The 20,481-nt window shown below is 45.4% G+C and carries 15 protein-coding genes; 5 read left to right on the plus strand and 10 right to left on the minus strand.

The annotated features are described in order from the left end of the window. Nucleotides 1-55 precede the first annotated feature (55 nt). Nucleotides 56-2,581, plus strand: a complete 2,526-nt coding sequence (locus tag CLV31_RS02025; protein ID WP_111391193.1) for a family 20 glycosylhydrolase — start codon at nucleotides 56-58, stop codon at nucleotides 2,579-2,581. Nucleotides 2,582-2,722: 141 nt separating this feature from the next. On the opposite strand, the gene CLV31_RS02030 is transcribed toward CLV31_RS02025, so the two are convergent. Genes CLV31_RS02030 through CLV31_RS02045 form a run of 4 tightly spaced genes read right to left on the minus strand, consistent with a single transcriptional unit; the run spans nucleotide 2,723 to nucleotide 9,381 of the window. Further along, nucleotides 2,723-3,463: a sugar isomerase domain-containing protein gene (locus tag CLV31_RS02030; RefSeq protein ID WP_111391194.1), complete on the minus strand. Its 741-nt coding sequence runs from the start codon at nucleotides 3,461-3,463 to the stop codon at nucleotides 2,723-2,725. 22 nt (nucleotides 3,464-3,485) lie between these two features. Next, nucleotides 3,486-5,600 carry a c-type cytochrome domain-containing protein gene (locus CLV31_RS02035; protein WP_111391195.1) on the minus strand — a complete coding sequence of 705 codons (2,115 nt, stop codon included), beginning with the start codon at nucleotides 5,598-5,600 and terminating at the stop codon, nucleotides 3,486-3,488. Between the two features lie 9 nt (nucleotides 5,601-5,609). Next, a complete protein-coding gene (locus tag CLV31_RS02040) occupies nucleotides 5,610-7,064 on the minus strand; it encodes a DUF1501 domain-containing protein (RefSeq protein ID WP_111391196.1) in 1,455 nt (484 codons plus the stop codon). Nucleotide 7,065: 1 nt separating this feature from the next. Continuing rightward, the gene (locus CLV31_RS02045) at nucleotides 7,066-9,381 is read right to left on the minus strand and encodes a PSD1 and planctomycete cytochrome C domain-containing protein (RefSeq protein ID WP_111391197.1); all 2,316 of its coding nucleotides are present in this window, start codon (nucleotides 9,379-9,381) and stop codon (nucleotides 7,066-7,068) included. A gap of 285 nt (nucleotides 9,382-9,666) precedes the next feature. On the opposite strand from CLV31_RS02045, the gene CLV31_RS02050 reads away from it, so the two are divergent. The 4 genes from CLV31_RS02050 (at nucleotide 9,667) to CLV31_RS02065 (ending at nucleotide 15,869) form a co-directional block, all read left to right on the plus strand. After that, nucleotides 9,667-12,291 (plus strand): TonB-dependent receptor, encoded by a 2,625-nt coding sequence (locus tag CLV31_RS02050; RefSeq protein ID WP_111391198.1) that lies wholly within the window; start codon nucleotides 9,667-9,669, stop codon nucleotides 12,289-12,291. Beyond that, nucleotides 12,288-13,340, plus strand: coding sequence for a DUF4249 family protein (locus tag CLV31_RS02055; RefSeq protein ID WP_111391199.1), 1,053 nt, complete (start codon nucleotides 12,288-12,290; stop codon nucleotides 13,338-13,340). The genes CLV31_RS02050 and CLV31_RS02055 overlap by 4 nt, the downstream gene beginning before the upstream one ends. Beyond that, nucleotides 13,337-15,250, plus strand: a complete 1,914-nt coding sequence (locus CLV31_RS02060; RefSeq protein ID WP_111391200.1) for a hypothetical protein — start codon at nucleotides 13,337-13,339, stop codon at nucleotides 15,248-15,250. Before CLV31_RS02055 ends, CLV31_RS02060 begins: the two co-directional genes overlap by 4 nt. A gap of 190 nt (nucleotides 15,251-15,440) precedes the next feature. After that, a complete protein-coding gene (locus CLV31_RS02065; RefSeq protein ID WP_111391201.1) occupies nucleotides 15,441-15,869 on the plus strand; it encodes a hypothetical protein in 429 nt (142 codons plus the stop codon). A gap of 52 nt (nucleotides 15,870-15,921) precedes the next feature. Here the strand turns inward: CLV31_RS02065 and accC are convergent, their stop codons facing one another. From accC to CLV31_RS02095, 6 genes are all read right to left on the minus strand, one after another. Continuing rightward, on the minus strand, nucleotides 15,922-17,271 hold the full coding sequence (gene accC / locus CLV31_RS02070; protein ID WP_111391202.1) for an acetyl-CoA carboxylase biotin carboxylase subunit: 1,350 nt from the start codon (nucleotides 17,269-17,271) through the stop codon (nucleotides 15,922-15,924). Between the two features lie 24 nt (nucleotides 17,272-17,295). Beyond that, on the minus strand, nucleotides 17,296-17,775 hold the full coding sequence (accB, locus tag CLV31_RS02075) for an acetyl-CoA carboxylase biotin carboxyl carrier protein (RefSeq protein ID WP_111391271.1): 480 nt from the start codon (nucleotides 17,773-17,775) through the stop codon (nucleotides 17,296-17,298). Between the two features lie 96 nt (nucleotides 17,776-17,871). Then, nucleotides 17,872-18,435, minus strand: coding sequence for an elongation factor P (efp, locus tag CLV31_RS02080; protein ID WP_111391203.1), 564 nt, complete (start codon nucleotides 18,433-18,435; stop codon nucleotides 17,872-17,874). Nucleotides 18,436-18,457: 22 nt separating this feature from the next. Beyond that, nucleotides 18,458-19,456 carry a beta-ketoacyl-ACP synthase III gene (locus CLV31_RS02085; RefSeq protein ID WP_111391204.1) on the minus strand — a complete coding sequence of 333 codons (999 nt, stop codon included), beginning with the start codon at nucleotides 19,454-19,456 and terminating at the stop codon, nucleotides 18,458-18,460. Between the two features lie 231 nt (nucleotides 19,457-19,687). Then, nucleotides 19,688-19,879: a 50S ribosomal protein L32 gene (gene rpmF / locus CLV31_RS02090; RefSeq protein ID WP_111391205.1), complete on the minus strand. Its 192-nt coding sequence runs from the start codon at nucleotides 19,877-19,879 to the stop codon at nucleotides 19,688-19,690. A gap of 12 nt (nucleotides 19,880-19,891) precedes the next feature. Continuing rightward, nucleotides 19,892-20,473 (minus strand): YceD family protein, encoded by a 582-nt coding sequence (locus CLV31_RS02095; protein ID WP_111391206.1) that lies wholly within the window; start codon nucleotides 20,471-20,473, stop codon nucleotides 19,892-19,894. Nucleotides 20,474-20,481: the final 8 nt, after the last annotated feature.

The raw sequence follows: 20,481 nt of genomic DNA on the forward strand, positions 1-20,481 counted from the left end.
AAGTTCCGTATATCCATCTAAAATTAATTTAGGTTCTTTAAACCTTTTACCACCTATGGCGAAACGTAAACTACTGGTATTGATTTGGATTTTGGTTATCACGCACCACTCGGGGTTTTCGCAAATAAATGCGGATTGGAAACTTCTTGAAAATCGATTTTCCAATCCGGAATTTCATCAGGCCGAACTTTCCTTGATCAATTCGGGAACCACTACTATCCAAGAAGGATGGAAGCTCTATTTCAATACTATTTTTATTTCGGTAAATACAGTTTCTAAGGTTTCGGATACGCAAATCAGACATTTGCAGGGCGACTTTTTTGTATTCGAAGGACAGACTGCTGAGATCAAACCGGGAGGAAGGTTTTCAATTCCGTATCAAAGCCGAGGTCCTTTTTTGAAAAATTCCTATGCTCCTGAAGGCCTTATTTTAGTTCATGCCGACGGGAAAATAGAGGAAATCAACAAATACCAAACCCAGTCACTTTCCGAGGCTGAATTAGCCGAAATGGCCAAAGCAAGCCCTCTTCCGATCCCATCTGCTCAGGCGCGCTATGAAGAAAACCGAAAGTTAACTTTCCTGTCCGATGCTGAGATTCCTCCTTTTTTGCCATCACCCAAGAAGTGGAAGTATACCGGAGAACCCATCAGGATACAAAATGCCGGGGCTGCGGTGGTAGGCTCTGAGGAATTTTCAGAAGCTACCAAGTTCCTGCTTTTATCACTTAGGAAAGGTTATAAACCCCAAGTGGATAGAAGTCAGGCTCCAATCAATATTAAAATCACCAAGGTAGAAGGCATGGCCGAAGAAGGATATTCCCTGAAAATCTCCAATCGAAGAATCGATATTCTCGCCTCCACACAGAAGGGAGCCTTTTATGGAGTTCAATCCTTTTTGGCTTTGATGAAGCCGGATTTTTGGGACCAACCCAGCAGTGAGATCACACTTCCTCAGGTGGAAATCGAGGACGAACCTGCCTTTGGATACCGGGGATTTTTCCTGGATGTAGCCCGAAATTTCCAAAGCAAGGAGCAGGTCAAGAAGACCTTGGATCTGATGGCTTTTTACAAACTGAATGTGTTTCACTTCAATTTGGCCAATGATGAGGGTTGGAGGATAGAGATTCCGGGATTGCCCGAATTGACAGAATATGGAAGTCGGCGCGGATTTTCTACGGACGAATCGGATTTTCTTTGGCCATACTATGGATCCGGGGCTTTACCTGAGAAAAGCAAAACCGGGACAGGTTACTACAGCGTCGCTGATTTTCAGGAGATTTTGGCCTATGCCAAGGAAAGGCAAATCGAGGTCATTCCTGAGTTGGGGGTTCCAGCCCATTCCCGTGCAGCGATTTTGGCGATGGAAAAAAGGTACCGAGAACTCATGAAGGCCGGCAAAACCGAACAGGCCCGGCAGTATCGCCTGGCAGATCCGGAGGACCAATCCAACTACCTCTCGGCTCAGAATTTTAAGGGAAATACCATCTGCGTCTGCCAAGAATCAACCTATGCCTTTTATGAAAAGCTAGTGGTAGAAATCCAAAAAATGTACACAGGGGCAGGTATGGAACTCAAAAACTGGCATACAGGTGGGGATGAGGTGCCTAGGGGAGTTTGGACTGAATCCCCGATTTGTAAGGGTTTTTTGGTTGAAAATCCAGAGCTAAAGGTGGAGGATTTGAATGACTACTTCAGGTATCGTGCGGATCAGATTCTGAAAAAACATGGCCTGGCAATGGGGGGATGGGAAGAAATCGGTCAAACCCATAGCGGAAACGAAGTAATTCCCAACCCGAAATTTGCCGACCAAAACTGGAGGCTCTATGCCTGGAATGCAGTAGCCGGATGGGGAGGAGAGGATATGGCCTATCGATTAGCCAATGCCGGCTATCCTGTGGTCATCTGCTCCAGTGCCAATTTTTATTTTGACTTGGCCTATGATTGGGATCCGGATGAGCGTGGACACACATGGAGTGGGGTGGTGGATATGTATCAATCCTGGAAAACAGTACCCGGAAAACTTTACCTCTCTCATGATAAAACCATCGAAGGGAACGCTTGGGATTGGTCAGAAGCTGAAAAGCGATTCACGCCACTAACTGAGTTAGGTAAAAGGAACATTTTGGGAGTTTCTGGTCAGCTCTGGACGGAAACGGTCAAGGGTCCGGAAATGATGGAATATTACCTTCTACCCAAAATGCTGGGCTATATCGAGCGGGCTTGGCAAGGAGATCCAGACTGGTCCAAGGCAGGTTCTGAGTCAGAAATGAAAGCCAAACGAGAAGTCGAATGGAATCAGTTTGTGAATTTGGTCGGGCAAAAAGAGCTGCCCCGATTGGAGTCAATTTTTGGGGGATTTAATTACAGATTACCCAGGCCGGGTGTGATGATTAAAGATGGCAGAGTTTTGGTCAATTCGGCGTTTCCTGGTCTTTTGATCCGATACACTGACAATGGTTCTGAGCCAGATGAGAATTCTCCCATCTACCGGGAACCCATACCTTATTTCTCCGGGTATTCTCCTCGGTTTAAGCTGTTCACTCAAGGCGGAAGTAGTGGAAGAAGCGCGGGATTGGAATAGAGGAAGGAGATTTAGAGATTAAGCACTAGATCGATGGTATAGGTAACTTTTCCAAAGTTTGGAACTTTGGAAAAGTTCTTAATCCGATCCTAGAGGCTAAAATACAGAAGCGGACTGGTGGAAGAAGATGACTTCTTCAGTCTAAAGAATCTTAACCTCATGCTTGTATTTGGAGAGAAGTGCTTCATTGTGAACTTCACCTGAGTCCGAATTGGAACTGATGAAAACTTCAGGTTTGATACCTTCTTCCAAAATCAGTCCCACCGCCTGCACCATAATGGCTTGAAGTAGCGCAGCGCCGATGACCGTGGAGGTGGCCCCTACTTTTCCTTCCAGCCCTTCGAATGCTATTGCGGCATCGCCGATGTCACCAAAATTGTCCAAAAAGAGATCGCAAACCTGGAAAAGCTTCATTCCGGAGGAGTGTCGAGAATCCACCGATTTGCTGTGCTGATAATTGGTGAGAACAATGACTTTTGCACCTTTTTCCTTCGCGATTTGCGCCATTTCGATACTTACCGGATTTCGGCCGGAATTGGATGATATGATAAATACATCATTTGGTCCGATGGGAAAAGGGGAAAGAAGTGTTTGGGCATAGCCTTCTCTTCGCTCCACTTCGGTGCTGCCGGAAGCGTCCTCATGCAGCATGAGTGCAGGGTCCAAAATGGGCTGAACTCTTGCAAATCCTCCTGCCCGATAGAATATTTCCTCCGCAAACATGTGCGAATGTCCTGTGCCGCTGGTGTAGATCCAGCCTTCTTTTTTTAGCGCATTAGCAATCCATTTTGCAGAAAGTAGGATTTCTTTTTCTTGTCGAAAAGCCTTTTGAAGTTTCTCAAATATGGCTTCCCGATATCGCTTGTAAGGTTCAGAATTCATCTTTAGATCTTTGGGTGATCACTTAATATAGGACAATTTCATCAACAAACACCCAGCCTTTTGCCCCGGCTCCCGGATGCCATTTGGGTAAAGAGGCTATCGGTTTGAGACGGACTCTTAGTTGGTCAATTGATCCTTCCGGTAAGCTATAGGCAAGCAAACCAAACCTTACCTCCTCAATTTTGGTAGGTGGAATAGGGGCTGGAATCTCAACCTTACTCCATTTTCCGGCTGATCCTGTCCAAATTTCAACCGACTCCGGAGGAAAAATATAGGCCCCTTCATGGAGCAACAGGCTCAATTCAACAGATTTTGGCTTTTGATTATTTTCAAGGAATATCTCGATCTCCATGGGAGAGTCAGTGAAGCCCAACCAATCTCCCGAGGTATGATTGGCTTTGCCCTTGACTCCATCAAAAAGGCTAGTGGCACCTTTCGCTTTGTATCGGTTATGCGGCTCATTTGCCAACTTGTAGGATAGGGGTTTAAGGCCTTCCTTGAAAAGCAAGGTTTTGGATTCTTCGCTGCCTATCCATCCTTGGGCAAAGGCTTTGGCTCGGATTTGAGCCGTTTTGGTCAAGGCGATCGGCTGGGAATATACTGGAGACCTGATGCTATCGGGTTCGCTTCCATCGAGGGTATAGCGGATTTCGACAGTTCGTATAGGATGAGAGAGCTTGACCTCCGCCTTCTCCTTAAACATCACTTCCTCAAAATCAATCTTTGGAGGATTAAGCGGGTAAATGATGCCTTGGTCATCAAAGCCAAAATCGATTTGGGTGTTGGGCAAAGACTTTTTTAGGCCATTTTTGGCGTCCGCACTCAGTCCGGACTGCCAGAGGTAAAGTCTTTTGACTTGGGTTAGATTTTTCAATTCCTCCATGCCGGATTCTCCCAAAGGATTGCCAGAGACCGCCAGACTTCTTAGACTTTTGATTTTGCTCAGTCCTTTGAGATGCGCTGATGTAATTCCAGTGAAGTTGAGCTGAATTTCCTCAAGATTTTGAAAATCAGATAGAAATGAAAGGTCCACTTCTTCCAGAGGCATTCGGTTCAGGTTGATTTTCACGACTTGGTCTTTTACTTTTTTCAGATCAGATAGAGCGTTGGGATCAAAAGTTGACGAACCAAAATAAGCGACTTCCAGAGCCGGTGAACCGGGGAATACCGGTTTTACTTTTCTGAAGAAATTGTTCAGTTTTTCGATTTGGTCTGAGTCTGCAGCTTCGAAGGTGTAGGCTTTTTCTGTGGAAAAACGATTGGAAGCCAACTGGAAAAGAGGTTCTTCCTGTGAAAGCTCCAATACTTTTTGCTCGAAAGAAGCACCACTCGCTACCCAAAACCTAAGGATATCCAATTCATCATCGGTGAGCTGAAGTTTGTTTTTAGGAGGCATGTGTTCCTCGTTTTCCAAAGGCAGGTGTATCCGTTGGATAAGAAGAGACTGGTCTGGATTACCTGCAAGAATAAAGGGTCCGGATTTGCCTCCTTTTTGAATTCCTTCCAGATGGTCCATACGGAGTTCACCTTTGATTTTACCCTCTTTGTGGCAGGAAATGCATTTGGTCTCGAAAATGGGCTGTACCAAATCCCGAAAGACTTCTGCATCTTCCAAGGCCACAGTTTTCACTTCTTTTGTCAAGAGTGGGGCTAGGAGGAAGTCCTCCCCATGGGTCAGATTGGCTCCGAAATGCCCTGTCAGCAACAGCATGATGGCCAACAAAGAACCGATAAGTCGGAGGGAGTTTTGTAACTTTTTGATAAAAAAATAAATCAAAACGGAGAAGCCCAGAGAGAGAACTCCCAGCCATTTGTGCCAGGAAAGCGCCTCGCCCTCATAATCTTCTGTAGCGAGAATCAAGCCTGCCACGACAGTAATTCCGGCAAAATTGGCTCCTATAAGCAGGATTATCCGCCCCATTTTTTCCCATTGGTCTTCCCCAAGCCAGAGCAGTACTACGGCCATTATTAACAGGACGATAGGGAAGTGCAAGATCAAGGGATGTAATCTTCCGGCTACCTGAAGCCAGGCAGGAACAGCTAAAGATTCCCCTCCGATTAATAAAATCAGGGTAAGGCCACACCAAAAGAAAAGCAGGTTTTCCAGCCAGGAAATACTCCGGGAAAATCGAGACATAAATCGGAATTAAGCGATGAGATCTTTGACTACGTGACCATGTACATCGGTCAGGCGATAGCGCCTACCCAAATGTTTGTAGGTGAGTTTTTCATGATCTATGCCCATGAGGTGCATGACTGTGGCTTGGAAATCGTGCACATGAACCGGGTTTTCGGTAATGTTGTATCCAAAATCATCCGTTTCGCCATAGACCATCCCTGATTTGACCCCGCCTCCGGCCATAAAAATGGAAAAGGCCCTTGGGTGATGGTCTCGGCCATAGTTTTCCGGAGCGATTTTTCCCTGACAATAATTGGTTCGGCCAAACTCTCCTCCCCAAATGACCAAGGTTTCATCCAAGAGTCCTCGTTGCTTCAAATCAGTAATCAAGGCGGCAGAGGCTTGATCCACGTCTTTGGCCTGTCCGATCATCTGATTGGGCAGGTTGTCATGCGCATCCCATCCTTGATGATAGAGTTGGACAAATCGAACGCCATTTTCCGAGAGTTTCCTGGCCAGAAGGCAATTGGCAGCGTAGGTTCCCGGTACGAGACAATCCGGTCCATAGAGCTTGACTACACTATCGGGCTCCTTGGTGACATCAGTGATCTCGGGCACCGCAGTTTGCATTCGGAAGGCCATTTCGTATTGCTGCACTTTGGTAGTGATCTGAGGATCGTTGAATTCCCGGTAATTGAGGTCATTCATGGCAGCCAGTTGATCCAGCATTTTTCTTCGCTGGTCACGGGTCATCCCGTTTGGATCGGAGAGGTAAAGAACGGGGTCTTCTGAATTGGAAAACTGGACGCCTTGATGTTTGGCATCCAAAAAACCATTGGACCAAAGTTTGGAATAAACACCCTGTCCGTTGCCTTTTCCTCGGCTCAATAGGACACAGAAAGCAGGAAGATTTTCATTTTCACTACCCAACCCATAGCTCAACCATGCTCCCATACTGGGCCGATTTCCGACCTGAGCTCCAGTTTGGAAAAAAGTGAGTGCAGGGTCATGATTGATGGCTTCGGTGTGCATGGACTTGACAATGCACAGGTCGTCGACCACACTGGCGATATGCGGAAAAAGCGAAGAAATCCAGGCTCTGCTTTGCCCGTATTGGTTGAAATCAAAGTAGGAACCTACTAATGGGAAAGAACTTTGACCTGCTGTCATCCCTGTGAGACGCTGTCCCATCCGAATAGAGTCGGGAAGTTCTTGGCCAAAGTTGGTTCTCAGGAGGGGTTTGTAATCGAATGTTTCCAACTGGGAAGGAGCGCCATTTTGGAAAAGGTAAATAATCCGTTTCGCTTTTGGAGCAAAGTGAGGCAATGCCCGCATCAAAGAATCCTCCGCTTCTTTTTTTCCGGAAAATAAATCCGGGATAAGCAGCGAACCCAAGGCTACACTGCCAATGCCCAAGCTCAGTCGGGAAAGGAATTTTCTCCGGTTATGATTTAGTCCCTGCTCTAATAGTTCCTTCTCCATATCAACTCTTGGTAATTGTTTCTTCTAAATTGTACAAACTCACGATGACTTGCATCAGGGCGGCGTTTTGAGGGGTTAAGGCCGCTTCGTTCATGGGATATTCTCCTACGTCCAAGGTTTTCTTTGCCTCCTCAGGATGGTTTTGATAGTGTTCCAATTCGCTTTTGAAATAGTCAAGCAGCAAACTCTTCTCTTTGGATTTCATTTCCCGACATACAATCCGCTTGAATGCTTCTTCAATGGCCTTTTCCGGATCTGGATGTTTTTCGGTCAGTTTGGTCGAGAGAACTCTGGAGGCTTCCAAGATCATGGGGTCATTCATCATGACCAAAGCCTGAAGTGGAGTATTGGTCCGGTTTCGGGAAATTTCACACCTATCCCGATTGCTGGAGTCGAAAATAATGGCTTTAGGAGGAGGAACAGTCAGCTTGATAAAGTTGTAAATTCCCCTTCTATACAGCTTTTCTCCGCTGTCTTGAACATAGGTTGCCAAGGTACCCCGTCCGGATGTGGCTGCTTCCCAAAGTCCTGAAGGCTGATAAGGTTTCACGCTCGGGCCACCGATTTGATTGACCAAAAGTCCGCTACTAGCCAAAACCAAATCTTGGATATTTTCAGCAGGTAGTCTCAGCCTGGGAGCTCTGGCGAGGTATAGATTATCCGGGTCGATTTCTAAATGTTTATTGGAAATCGCTGCAGATTGGCGATAAGTGGCCGAGGTCATGATCAACTTTAGCAGGCGTTTTATATCCCAACCGCTTTCCATAAAATCGGCTGCCAGCCAATTCAGCAACTCGGGATGGGTAGGAAGATCGCCTTGCATGCCAAAGTCTCCGGCTGATTTGACTATTCCTCTTCCAAACAATTCCTGCCAGATCAGATTGACAAATACCCGAGAGGTAAGCGGGTTGTCGCGGTAGGTGGTCCACTTGGCCAGTCCAAGTCTGTTTTTTTCAAAAGTTTCAGGGAATTTCAAAACCGAGGAAGGAGTGGAAGCTTCTACCGGAATGGTGGGTGCATCATACACTCCTCGGTCGAGGATATAGGTGGTTCGCTTTTCCTCCGGACCAAGTTCACCCATGACCGATACCATCAGTTTGCTGGTGTCCTGATGGTTGATAAATTTCATGATACCATCCAAATCCTCCCGCTCTATCCAAAGAATCGGGGTTTTGGCGGGCTTGGTCTGACTGATGTCGCCCTCAAAACCTTTCTCTTTGGAATTGTTGAAAAAGGCATACAGCTCAAAATACTCTTTTTGGGAGACCGGATCGTATTTGTGGTCATGGCACTGGGCACATTCCATGGTTAGGCCTAGGATACCTTTGCTAAAGGTGTTGGTTTTGTCCAGTACATATTCCACGCGATATTCCTCGGGAATTACGCCTCCCTCTTCGGTGTATTTGTGATTTCTGTTGAAAGCGGTGGCAAGAATCTGTTCTTTGGTCGCATTTGGCAAAAGGTCACCAGCCAATTGCCAAGTGAGAAATTGGTCGTAGGGTAAATTGTTGTTGAATGCGTGAATCACCCAGTCGCGGTAAGGCCATTGGCTTCGGACTTCATCATCCTGATAGCCGTAGCTGTCCGAATACCGGGAGATGTCCAGCCAGAGAATTGCCATTTTTTCCCCGTAGGAAGGCATGGCCATCAGTTCGTCCAAGAGTCTTTCATAGGAATTAGAACCGCTGAAACCCGCGTATTTGTCCAATAGCTCTGGAGAGGGGGGAAGACCTGTCAGATCCAGACTTGCCCGCTTGATCAATTCATATGAACTTGCCTCGGGATTGGGCTTGAGGCCTTTGGATCTGATTTTGGCATAGACAAAGGCATCGATTTCACCGCTTCCCCAGTCGCTTTTTGGCACATTTGGCTTATCCACTTTCATAAAAGCCCAATGCGGCTCATATTTGGCACCTTGCTCAATCCAGCGTTTAATTAATTCAATTTCTTCCGAAGTAAGCGAAAGATTAGACTCAGGAGGGGGCATCAATTCGGCTGGATCTGTGCTGATGATCCGATGGTAGACTTGAGATTCCAGCGGCTTGCCTGAGACCAAGGCGAATTTTCCCGGACTTTCTTTCAAAGCTGCAAAAGCTCCTTCCTCCGTGTCTAGTCTCAAATCAGCTTCCCGCTTATTGGCGTCGGGGCCGTGACAGGCAAAGCATTTATCCGAAAGAATAGGCCGGATATGGAAGTTGAAGCTGATTTGGTCCCCCTCAGCTAAAGAAATACGATTTGTCTCCTTGGTGGAGCAGTTTGATAAGATAAAGGCCGAAGATAAAAGTCCCCCAAAAAGAAGGAGTCTGCAAAAGGTCATTTGGGTTACGTTTTAAGCTGGAATTAAGTTATGGAAAAAATTTAAAAAAGTTGAAGTAACTTTTTTGATAAAAAGAAAGGGAATGGATTTGTTTGGTCAAGTTGGATCTAGACAGATGATCATTTTTTCTGGCGTTTCAGAAGACAGGTTTTTCCAAAAACTTCCAGGCTAAATGGGCTTGCCTTTCAAATCAATAAAAGACCAAAAAACATAAGAAACGGCTTCTTTTCACATTTCCGAACCTTCTTTGTAGCAAGTGTTGATTTTGCCTTCGTTCTGTTCCAGATGAAATATTTGATTGTTTTTTTACTCTTGGTCAGTTTTGCCACCCCGTCCCTAGCTCAGAATGAGGATTCTTTTCTTCGATTAAAACTCCAACTCGAGCAGTATACCAGTCAAACCGGAAAAAGGATCTTGATTTTAGATAAGGACATTTCCCTACTCAATCAACCGGAGCAAGTGGTGCCCATCACTTCCTTGCCAGATCAATTGATCCAAGGTACTGCCTATTCTTTTTTTGAGTTTAATCAAAAATATGTGGTCATCTATCCTTCTTCTCTGAGGGAGGATTATTTGGTGGCCCAAGAATCTGCCGCGGTCAATACGGAAAAGAAATCCTATCCGATCAATGGAATCATTCGGGACAATGAAATGAGGACGACGATAGCTGGAGCGCTTTTTTCAATCCCTCAATTGGAAACGGCTACGCAGACTGATGATAAGGGAAGATTCGAATTGACCCTTCCCGAAGGGACCTACATCGCCTATGTGAGCTCGATGGGAAAAGAGACCGAGCGGAGAATCCTAAAAGTGTACGGGGACGTCAGTTTGGATATCACTCTTTTTGAATCGGTTCGCGAACTGGATTTGGTGACTGTATCCGATCGGGCGATTGATGCCAATGTGATGAGTACGTTGCCCGGAGCTACTCGGATGCCTCTCGAAGATCTCAAACTTTTACCTCCCTTATTGGGTGAGGTCGATGTGGTCAAAAGCATCATGCTTTTACCGGGAGTTTCTACCGTTGGTGAAGGGGCCTCAGGTTTCAATGTCCGTGGGGGAGGGGTAGATCAAAATCTGATTCTTATGGATGGGGCTCCCGTTTTCAATTCCTCCCACATGTTTGGATTCTTCAGCATCTTCAATCAGGACGCGATCAAGGATGCAGAACTTTTCAAAGGAGACATTCCTGCCCAGTACGGGGGAAGGATGAGTTCGGTTTTGGCCATCAATACCAGAGCCGGAGATACCGAAACTTGGTATTTCGGCGGAGGGATTGGCTTTTTATCCAGCAGATTGGGGGCTCATGGGCCGATCGGAGAGCGTACTCAGCTGATGCTCACTGCGCGGGCCGCTTATCCCAACTGGATTTTGCAGCGCATTCCTAACCCGCAGATAGTAAATAGTAAGACTGAATTTCAGGACGCCAATCTTAGAATAGATCATCGGATCAATGATCGGAATACTGTGATGCTCAGCCTGTATTCCAGTTCGGATTATTTCCGATTTGGAGCTGATACCGCCTACTCTTGGCGTACCAACTTGGCTAGTTTGAAATGGAATAGCTATTTCGGAGAAAAAATCGGCAGTGAACTGACCATGGCCTACTCCGGATATCGCAACTCGATTTTGGGAGAGGCTTTAAACAACGAGTTTGACCTTCGGTCATCCATCAATTACCTAAGCATCCAGCAGCAATTGAGCTGGGAGGGAGAAAAATGGGAAGGAATCGAAGCGGGTTACCAGATCAACCATTATCGCATGGGAATGGGAGATTTGATTCCCCTCAGGGAGGAAACGCTAATCAACCCCGTGACGATTCCCGATGAGCAAGGAATCGAAGGAGCTGCATATCTTCAGGTTCCATTGAAATTCAGTGAAAAACTTCAAGGACAGGCAGGGCTCCGATATTCTCATTTTGCAGCGATTGGGCCTAGATCCGTGTATCAATATGAAGAAGGAGAACCCAGAACACCGGGTAGTCTGGTGGACACCTTGCAGTTTTCCAGCGGGGAAGTGATTCGACAATATGGAGGATTCGAACCACGCTTGGCGCTGAGGTATGCTTTTTCGGATGAGTTTTCGATCAAGGGCTCGGTCAACCGGAACCTTCAGTACCTCCACCTGCTGACCAATAATTTCGCCTCCGCCCCCGTGGATTTGTGGAAGCTGAGCGATTCTTACCTTGGACCTCAGGAATCTTGGCAATATGCCATGGGGCTTTATCGCAATTTGAAGCAAAATACAATCGAAGCCTCCTTGGAGCTGTATTACAAGGATATGCCCAGAATTGTGGAATATCGGGAAGGAGCCAAGTTGTTTTTGAATCCTACTTTGGAAACTGATTTGGTGATGGGTGAGGGCTATGCATATGGTTCTGAATTTTTACTCAGAAAGAATACAGGCAAGCTGAATGGGTGGGTTTCCTATACATTTTCGCGATCCTATCGCAAAGTGGATTCACAATCCGGAACAGAAATCAATCAGGGAAATTACTTTCCTTCCAATTGGGATCAGCCGCATGACTTGACCATCGTGAGTAGTTACCAGCCTATTCGAAGAGTTTCCTTCAATGCTACATTCAATTACAGAACTGGACGTCCGATCACCTTACCAAGTGGTATTTACGATGTAGGAGGAAATTTGGTGATTGATTACCAAGAGCGAAATCAAGCTCGCATTCCCGATTATCACCGCATGGATTTGGGAATGACCTACTATTTCTACCAGAAGAAAAACAGCAAGTACAAAAGCCATGTGACCTTTTCTGTCTATAATGTCTATGCGAGGAGAAATGCCTTTTCTTGGTTTTTCCAACCCAGTCCTGAAAGCGGAATTCCCAAGTCTTACCGATTGGCAGTGATTGGCACGGCCATCCCTTCTGTCACTTATAATTTTTCTTTCAGATGAAGCGACTAAACCAACTTTCGATCCTTTGCCTCTTCGCTTGGTCGATGCTTTCCTGTGTCGATGAGATCAATTTGAACTTGCCCAATTCCAATGAAATCCTCGTGGTGGATGCTTGGGTGGGCAATCTTACTTCAGATACCTACATCCGGGTTTATCGGGCGAGACCCTTTGTCTCATTTTCTCCCTCCGGCAGCGAACCCCAGGTAAAACTCCAAGAGTTGGTGGTAGAGCGGAAAGACGGGACCTTATTCCCCTTCCAATTACTGAATGAAACCATCTATTCCCCTGTCCGGAGATTCAATTTGATGGAGGGAGAGGAATACCGATTGAGGTTTACCACCTTGGAAGGGAAGAAGTTTGAAAGCAGTTGGGAAAAGGTACCTCCCAAAGTAGAGCCGTTGGATTGGAATACGAAAGCGTTTGAACGGCAAATATTGGTTCGAACGGGTACCACCTCATTCTTCCAGCCCGGTACTTTTGCCGATATTAATTTGAAAATCAAAGATCCGGGAAAAGGTCCGATTGGCTATTTGATCAAAACTTCAGGGATTTCAGAACAATTTACCACCTCTGAAAGAGATAATTGTGAATGTGTCTGTTATTTGCCGGACCCGAATATTTTTCCTGGAATGAACATCCGATCCAATGAAGCCTTTGAAGGCAAAGAGATTGATTTAAAGGTTGGGGAAATCCCACTTAGTTCATTGGGGAGATATCTTGCCATGACGGAAGTAATTACCCTTACTGAGTTTGGGCAGCAATACCTCAGTCAGGTCGACCTTCAACAGCGAAATACCGGGAGTATTTTTGATCCTGCGCCTTTTCGAATCAAAGGAAACATCCAATCCGTCGATTCTGAAGAAACCGTTCTGGGCGGCTTTTTCCTTTTTCAAAAAACAGCAACAGAAAAATTGTTTTTCAGAACCCAAATCCGAAATGAATCCAGAGAGCTCAATCATTACTTCGAGCCTTTAGTCATGGTAGGAGGAACCTGCCGGACCTATTACACCGATGCTTTGCCTACCATTCCCAATTCTTTCAGACCATGAGAAAAGTATTTTTGATTTTGTGGATGGCAGCTTGGAGTAGTGAGTTAGTCGCTCAGGAACCGAAACACGAGCGGGAATTGGAAAATTTTGTAATTCTTACCGATCAGGATTTTTATCTGTCGGGCGATCGCTTATGGTTTGGAGCCAAGCTGCTCAAAAACCATGAATCCTATCGATACAGCAAGCTGGCATATCTGACTTTATTGGATCACCAAGGCAAGGAGGTTCATTCGGAAAAGATGCTGCTCAGTGGCCAGGACATGGTTTTTGGAGATATATTTCTGCCAGAAAATGCCTCTACAGGTGTTTATTCTTTGCTCTTGTACACCAAATGGATGTCAAGCTACAGGGATTTTCCCATAGCGCGACGGGATTTTTTGGTCGTCAACTCAAGGGCTCCTCAGGCCCCAGGCCAACCCAAGCTTTGGATGCAAAAGACTCCCTTTGAAAAACTTCCCGTAGCCCTGTTTCATACTTCCTCTGAGCCGGAACTGATTGAGGTCCAAGACCTGCAGGGCAAGACTCTGGAAGTTTTGGAGCGGGTGCCTCCTTTTGAAAAATTTCTGATCAATGTAGACCATTCTCAGCGCTATCAAGTGATTTTTAGAAATGAAGTATTTCAGGCATCTCCCTCTCCCTGGCTTTGGGATCCTTCAGATTTTAGTATCCAAAGTCAACAAGAATCAGTCTCTGGCCATAAAGTTCTAGTCCATACAGATTGGGAGATTTTAGAAGAGCTAAAACCTGTCGGCGGTAGAGTAGAACTGGACAGGACTCGCTATCAAGGGATTTCCTATTTTGACATCACATCACTTGATCCAGAAGGAAATGTTTCCTGGTCTTATCGAGTAAATAATCCGGCCCACTTACAGGGTAATTGGTCGATCAACTCCAAAGCTAGGGTGGGAGAACCACTCAAGCTGGATTTTACGGGGTTTCCAGTAACCGTTCAGAATGGGTTTGTTTTAGCAAAATCGCTGGAACAATCACTCATTTCGGATTGGATTGCCTCCTTAAATGATCCGAATTGGGAGGAAATGGGATCTGGGAAAAAATCGAGTAAACTGCCCGAATCACTCCGGAATCTGGTCCTTGAGACTCCAATTCTCAAGGATTATAGTCCCATGTTTTCTTATAAGCCCTATTCGATTGATGGGCCAGGCCTATTCCCGGGTTCCTTTCAGCCCAAGGACTATTCTTTTTCTTTGCCCTTATCCATTTTGGAGACTAAAGTTAACCGGAAAATGTACCAGGAGCATTTTGGACTGGAAGAGGAGGTCATGGAGTTGGAATCTCCGTTTGTAGCTGATAAAATATATTACCTGGAAGATTACGATGAGTTTCCGGATTTCGAAAGCTTTGTCAGGCAGATTATCCCCCAGGTGAAATTGAAAAAATCCAAAGGATCGTCCGATAAGCAGATACTATTGGCCAATACGGACAATGAACAGGTGCGATTCAACAAAATTCCGGTGGTCTTGGTGGATTTTTATCGGGTTGAAGATCTCGCAGAGATTTGGAGTTTGGATATGGTTTCCTTAGATCGGGTAGAAGTGTATTACCACCGGGAAACTGTTCAAAAGACCAATTTGGGAGAGGAAGTTGGAGATGGATTGATCGTGATCTACACCAAAAACAATGAATATGCTTTGAAGAAGAATATTCCGAAAAGCAGGTATTTTCTTTCCGATGTCCAAGTTCCCCGAAAGCCGGATTATGGAAAAAATCTGACTGCGAATGTTACGGCCAATCCCCTTCAATTTTTGGATCCCGGGTTCGCGTTTTTAAGGGGTAGGGCAAGGATTAACGCCCTGGTTTTTGATACGGCGGGCGACTGGAGAGTGGAAAGCTGGATATTTGGAAATGGAAATTTCCATCGATTTGAAAAAAACATCTCCATCGGGCATTGAGGAATTAGGGTTAAGAATCGTTTTTTGAATGGTCTTAACTGGTGCTGAAACGGTTCCATTTGTTTTGGAATGATGGGGAAATTGGAATTTCCCAAAATATTCCAAGGGAGTTGCAAAATCCTCTAATCTTACTAAAGGGTTTATTTTCAACCCAATCAGGAAGTCAATAGCTTTCATAAAAGCCCAGTTTATGAAAAACCTACACCTGATTTTCATTTTTGCCATGCTTTCCTCTTTGGTTTCCTGCAAGGCATATCGGAATGTTGAAAATTTGGAGCCTAAATCCTCCAAAGAGGTAAAAGCCGGTCCGTTTGACCGGAGTTCGCTGACCAAATTGGTTCCCGGTGATAAGATCAAAATAGTGACCGTATCAGGTTTCACCTATTCCATGACTTTCATGAATTGGACTGGAGATCATGTGAAAGGAACTGTCCGGAAAGTGAACTCAAGTCACGTTTTGGAGGGAGAGGTAAAGGAAATTAGGATTGATGAAATTGAAAATTTGTATGTGCGAAGGTTTAGCGCAGGAGCTACAGTTCCAGTTGTTGCGGTTGGAGCTGTAGCATTGGGTTTTTTAGTCTTGATAGCAGCCTTTGCCTTATCTGATCCATGGTGGTAAAACAAAAAAGCCACTCGGTCGAGTGGCTTTCGCATGATGGATTAGATCAGATTTATTTTTTGATCACCGAGAAATCAAAAGTTTCCAAAAACTTCGTGGTGAAGTTTCCAGCTTTGAATTGCTCGTTTTCCAAAAGGGCAATATGGAAAGGAATAGTTGTCTTGATGCCATCGATGACAAATTCTTCCAAGGCACGTTTCATTCTCACGATCACTTCCTCTCTGGATTGTCCGCTGACAATCAGCTTGGCGATCATGGAGTCATAATTTGGCGGAATCACATAGCCCGCGTACACATGGGAATCTACCCGCACCCCACGTCCACCGGGAATGTGGAGATTGTTGATTTTTCCCGGGCTAGGTCGGAAGCCGTTGGCAGGATCTTCTGCGTTGATTCTGCATTCCATCGCGTAGAGTTTTGGGAAATAGTTTCTCCCTGAGATGGTCTCGCCGGCAGCTACTTTGATCTGTTCTTTGATCAGGTCAAAGTCGGTCACTTCCTCTGTAATCGGATGTTCCACCTGAATTCGGGTGTTCATCTCCATAAAGTAGAAGTTGCGGTGCTTGTCGACCAAAAACTCGATGGTTCCTGCACCTTCGTAAGCAATGGCCTCAGCGCCCTTGATGGCAGCTTTACCCATCGCCTCCCGAAGTTCATCGGTGATGAATGGGGAAGGAGTTTCTTCGACGAGCTTCTGATGTCTTCTTTGAATAGAGCAATCTCTTTCAGATAGATGACAGGCTTTTCCGGTTTTGTCACCCACTACCTGAATCTCAATATGCCGTGGTTCTTCCACAAACTTTTCGAGGTAAAGACCGTCGTTTCCAAATGCTGCACCGGATTCCATTTTCGCGTCATCCCATGCTTTTTTGAATTCTTTGGCTTCTTTTACGATTCGCATCCCCCGTCCGCCGCCTCCGGCAGTAGCCTTGAGGATGACTGGGTAGCCCATTTCTTCGGCTATTTTCAGCCCTTGTTCGATGGAGTCAAGCAATCCATCGGAACCTGGAATAGTCGGTACGCCTGCGGCTTTCATGGTAGCTTTAGCCGTAGCTTTGTCTCCCATTTTGGCAATCATATCCGGAGAAGCTCCAATGAATTTGATGCCATATTCTTCACAGATTCTCGAGAACTCAGCATTCTCGGAAAGAAAACCATATCCCGGGTGAATCGCATCCGCATTGGTAATTTCCGCTGCGGCGATGATCCTTGGGATGTTCAGATATGATTCACGGCTAGGAGCAGGACCGATACAGACTGCTTCATCCGCAAAGCGTACATGGAGGCTGTCTTTGTCAGCCGTGGAATATACGGCCACGGTTTTGATCCCCATTTCCTTGCAGGTTCGGATGACCCTTAGGGCGATTTCACCGCGGTTGGCAATTAATATTTTTTTAAACACGCTCTTTTTGATTTAGTGGAAAAATCAACCGGCAGGATCAACAAGGAACAAAGGCTGATCATATTCCACCGGAGTGGCATTGGAAACCAGGATTTTCACAATTTTCCCGGAAATCTCAGATTCGATCTCGTTGAACAGCTTCATGGCCTCAATAATACAAACCGTTTGACCGGCTTTGATGGAAGCGCCTTCGGTGACGAATGGAGCAGAATCCGGATTGGGTGTCAAGTAGAATGTACCGATCATTGGGGATTTGATCTCTACCAAATTGGACGGAGTAGAAGCCGGCGCTGCTGCAGGAGCAGGGGCAGCAGCAGGTGCTGGAGCCGCAGCTACTGGTGCAGGGGCAGGGGCGGGCATCATCATCTGAGGAGCAGGAGCTACCGCGGCTGATTCCGCATATTTTTTGATGGAAAGTTCGAACTCTTCGGTTTTGATTTTGACCTCTGCCAGGCCTGAATTGGAGATGTAATCAATCAACTCCTGAATCTCTTTCGCTTTCATAGGGTTCTTTTTTTGTTCAATGTCTTTGGACATCTTGGGGTTGGGTTAAAAACAATAAAGCTGTGTAATTTACAGAAATCACACAGCCAATTACAATTATTTTACTCTTTCCGAGTACGATCCGTCTCTGGTATCTACTTTGATCAGAGTGTCTTGTTCTACAAATAGAGGTACCATTACCGTAGCACCGGTTTCGACCGTAGCGGGCTTTAGGGCGTTGGTAGCCGTATCCCCTTTGATTCCCGGTTCGGTGTAGGTAATCATCAATTCCACAAAAGGAGGCAGTTCGACAGAAAGTGGGGTTTCTGTTTCGGCATGAACCAAGATGTCCACATTTTGTCCGTCCTTCAATAATTTGGGTCTTTCGATAAGTCTTTCCTCCAAAGAAATTTGTTCGAAGGTCTCCGTATCCATGAAGTTGTAACCCATATCATCGGCATAAAGAAACTGATGAGGTCTTTTTTCAACTCTTGCGGTAGTTACTTTTTCGCCCGCGTTAAAAGTTTTATCCAGGGTTTTGCCTGTTCTTAAACTTTTTAGCTTGGTACGAACAAAAGCGGCTCCTTTCCCTGGTTTAACGTGCTGAAACTCGACGATTGAGAAAATATCGTTGTTCATTTCCAGACAGAGACCATTCTTAAAATCTGCAGTACTTGCCATAGGTTAGTTTATATGCTGTTTATTATTTCGGATCTAAAGCCCATTTGAGATAAATCGCTCCCCATGTAAAACCACCTCCAAAAGCAGCAAGGATTAAATTATCTCCTTTTTTTAGTTGATTTTCATATTCCCAAAGGCACAAGGGAATCGTCGCTGCGGTGGTATTTCCATAGCGCTCGATATTCATCATGACTTTTTCAGGACCTACACCCATTCGGTTAGCTGTGGCATCGATGATTCGCTTATTGGCCTGATGAGGAACAAGCCAAGCGATATCTTCGCCCTTGAGGCCATTTCGTTCCATCACCTCTGCGCTCACGTCAGCCATATTGGTCACTGCAAATTTGAATACGGTTGCACCTTCCTGATAGGCAAAATGTTCGCGATTTGCCAAGGTTTCTGCTGTGGCGGGTTTGCGGCTGCCGCCGGCTTTCATGTGTAGAAACGGTTCACCGGATCCATCCGCTTTGAGAATAGCATCCATGATGCCAAGCTCCTCGGTGGTAGCCTCAAGAAGCACCGCCCCAGCACCATCGCCGAATAAGATACAAGTGGTTCGGTCTTGGTAGTCAACGATCGAGGACATCTTGTCTGCGCCGACTACCACTACTTTTTTATGGGTGCCAGCTTGGATAAATTGTGCTCCCAGCTGAAGAGCATACAAAAAGCCTGAACATGCAGCACCGACATCAAATGAAAATGAATTTTTTGCTCCCACCTTATCTGCAATGATGTTGGCTGTAGCCGGAAAAGGCATGTCAGGGGTTACTGTAGCACAAATGATCAATTCGATATCCAGCGGATTGGTACCTGTTTTTTCCAGAAGACCTTTTACCGCCTCGATTCCCATGACTGAGGTTCCTTGGTTTTCTCCTTTGAGGATCCTTCTTTCTTTGATTCCTGTGCGGGAGGTAATCCATTCGTCATTGGTGTCCACCAATGCTTCGAGTTCTTTGTTGGTCAATCGGTATTCTGGGACGTATCCTTGGATACCTGTAATCATGGCTCTTATTTTGTCCATTTTGCAAGGTTTGATAGGGAGAAATTGGTTATAAATTTCTCAAGCTGGGCTGTTTGTTGATCAGGAATTTCCTGAGGAGGGTCAAAAATAGTACAATGGCCCCTGACCACCAAAACCAAACCTTCTTCCGGTCATTAAGTAATTGCAATTCAGTTGGTTTGAGTTTGTGGAAATAAAAAAATCCACCCTGATTAGGAGGGTGGATTCTATAAATTCAGCCTTAATTGGAAATTAAGCTCTGATTTCTTTTTCGATGATTACTTGTCCTTTGTAGTACAATTTACCATCAAGCCAGAAGGCTCTGTGAGGAAGGTGCATTTCACCGGTTGTTGGGCATTTTGCCATTCCTGGAGCTTCCAATTTATAGTGAGTTCTTCTCTTATCTCTTCTGGTTTTCGAAATTTTGCGTTTAGGATGTGCCATTTTATGCGTGGTTTATGATTGCTCTTTGTTTTTCAGTTTTAATAATTGTTCCCAGCGGGGATCTACTGGTTTGGAGATGTTTTCGTCTTCTTGATTTTCTTTCTCTTCATTTTCATCTTCCTCCTGATCAAAATAGATAAAACCACCTTCTGTCGCGAAATCCTCGTCATCATCCAGATCATTTCTATAATCCGGATGGATTTTTTTAGCCGGTAGTGCAAGAAGAATGAATTCATAGATCAGTTGTGCCACATTGATGGAAGGGGTATCCCTTGTAATCATGCAGACATTTTCATCTATTTCCCGCTCTTCAGAACCATATTTATAGATCATCTTTTCGGTGATATCCAGCGGATGATCAAATACTTCAAGGCTACGGTCGCAGGTGAGTTCTACTTCTCCTTTGATCAAAAAGGTCAGCTCTATGACATTGGCCCCCTTTTCCATGATGACCCGTACGGTCAACTTTCCCTTATTCAGAATTTCGTTGTCTTCAAAGTTCTGAAAGAACTTATCATCGATTTCGAAGTCAATTTCATGTTGTCCTTCTTTGAACTTAATGACTTCAATATCAAAGGTTTTCCAGAATTTCACGATTCTTC

This window comes from Algoriphagus aquaeductus (assembly GCF_003253485.1).
In the GTDB taxonomy this organism is placed as follows: Bacteria; Bacteroidota; Bacteroidia; order Cytophagales; family Cyclobacteriaceae; genus Algoriphagus; species Algoriphagus aquaeductus.

Excerpts from the sequence above, each read along its gene's own strand:
- CLV31_RS02025 (WP_111391193.1), top strand. The coding sequence starts at position 56 with ATGGCGAAACGTAAACTACTGGTATTGATTTGGATTTTGGTTATCACG.
- CLV31_RS02030 (WP_111391194.1), bottom strand. The coding sequence starts at position 3,463 with ATGAATTCTGAACCTTACAAGCGATATCGGGAAGCCATATTTGAGAAA.
- CLV31_RS02035 (WP_111391195.1), bottom strand. The coding sequence starts at position 5,600 with ATGTCTCGATTTTCCCGGAGTATTTCCTGGCTGGAAAACCTGCTTTTC.
- CLV31_RS02040 (WP_111391196.1), bottom strand. The coding sequence starts at position 7,064 with ATGGAGAAGGAACTATTAGAGCAGGGACTAAATCATAACCGGAGAAAA.
- CLV31_RS02045 (WP_111391197.1), bottom strand. The coding sequence starts at position 9,381 with ATGACCTTTTGCAGACTCCTTCTTTTTGGGGGACTTTTATCTTCGGCC.
- CLV31_RS02050 (WP_111391198.1), top strand. The coding sequence starts at position 9,667 with ATGAAATATTTGATTGTTTTTTTACTCTTGGTCAGTTTTGCCACCCCG.
- CLV31_RS02055 (WP_111391199.1), top strand. The coding sequence starts at position 12,288 with ATGAAGCGACTAAACCAACTTTCGATCCTTTGCCTCTTCGCTTGGTCG.
- CLV31_RS02060 (WP_111391200.1), top strand. The coding sequence starts at position 13,337 with ATGAGAAAAGTATTTTTGATTTTGTGGATGGCAGCTTGGAGTAGTGAG.
- CLV31_RS02065 (WP_111391201.1), top strand. The coding sequence starts at position 15,441 with ATGAAAAACCTACACCTGATTTTCATTTTTGCCATGCTTTCCTCTTTG.
- accB (WP_111391271.1), bottom strand. The coding sequence starts at position 17,775 with ATGAAAGCGAAAGAGATTCAGGAGTTGATTGATTACATCTCCAATTCA.
- efp (WP_111391203.1), bottom strand. The coding sequence starts at position 18,435 with ATGGCAAGTACTGCAGATTTTAAGAATGGTCTCTGTCTGGAAATGAAC.
- CLV31_RS02085 (WP_111391204.1), bottom strand. The coding sequence starts at position 19,456 with ATGGACAAAATAAGAGCCATGATTACAGGTATCCAAGGATACGTCCCA.
- rpmF (WP_111391205.1), bottom strand. The coding sequence starts at position 19,879 with ATGGCACATCCTAAACGCAAAATTTCGAAAACCAGAAGAGATAAGAGA.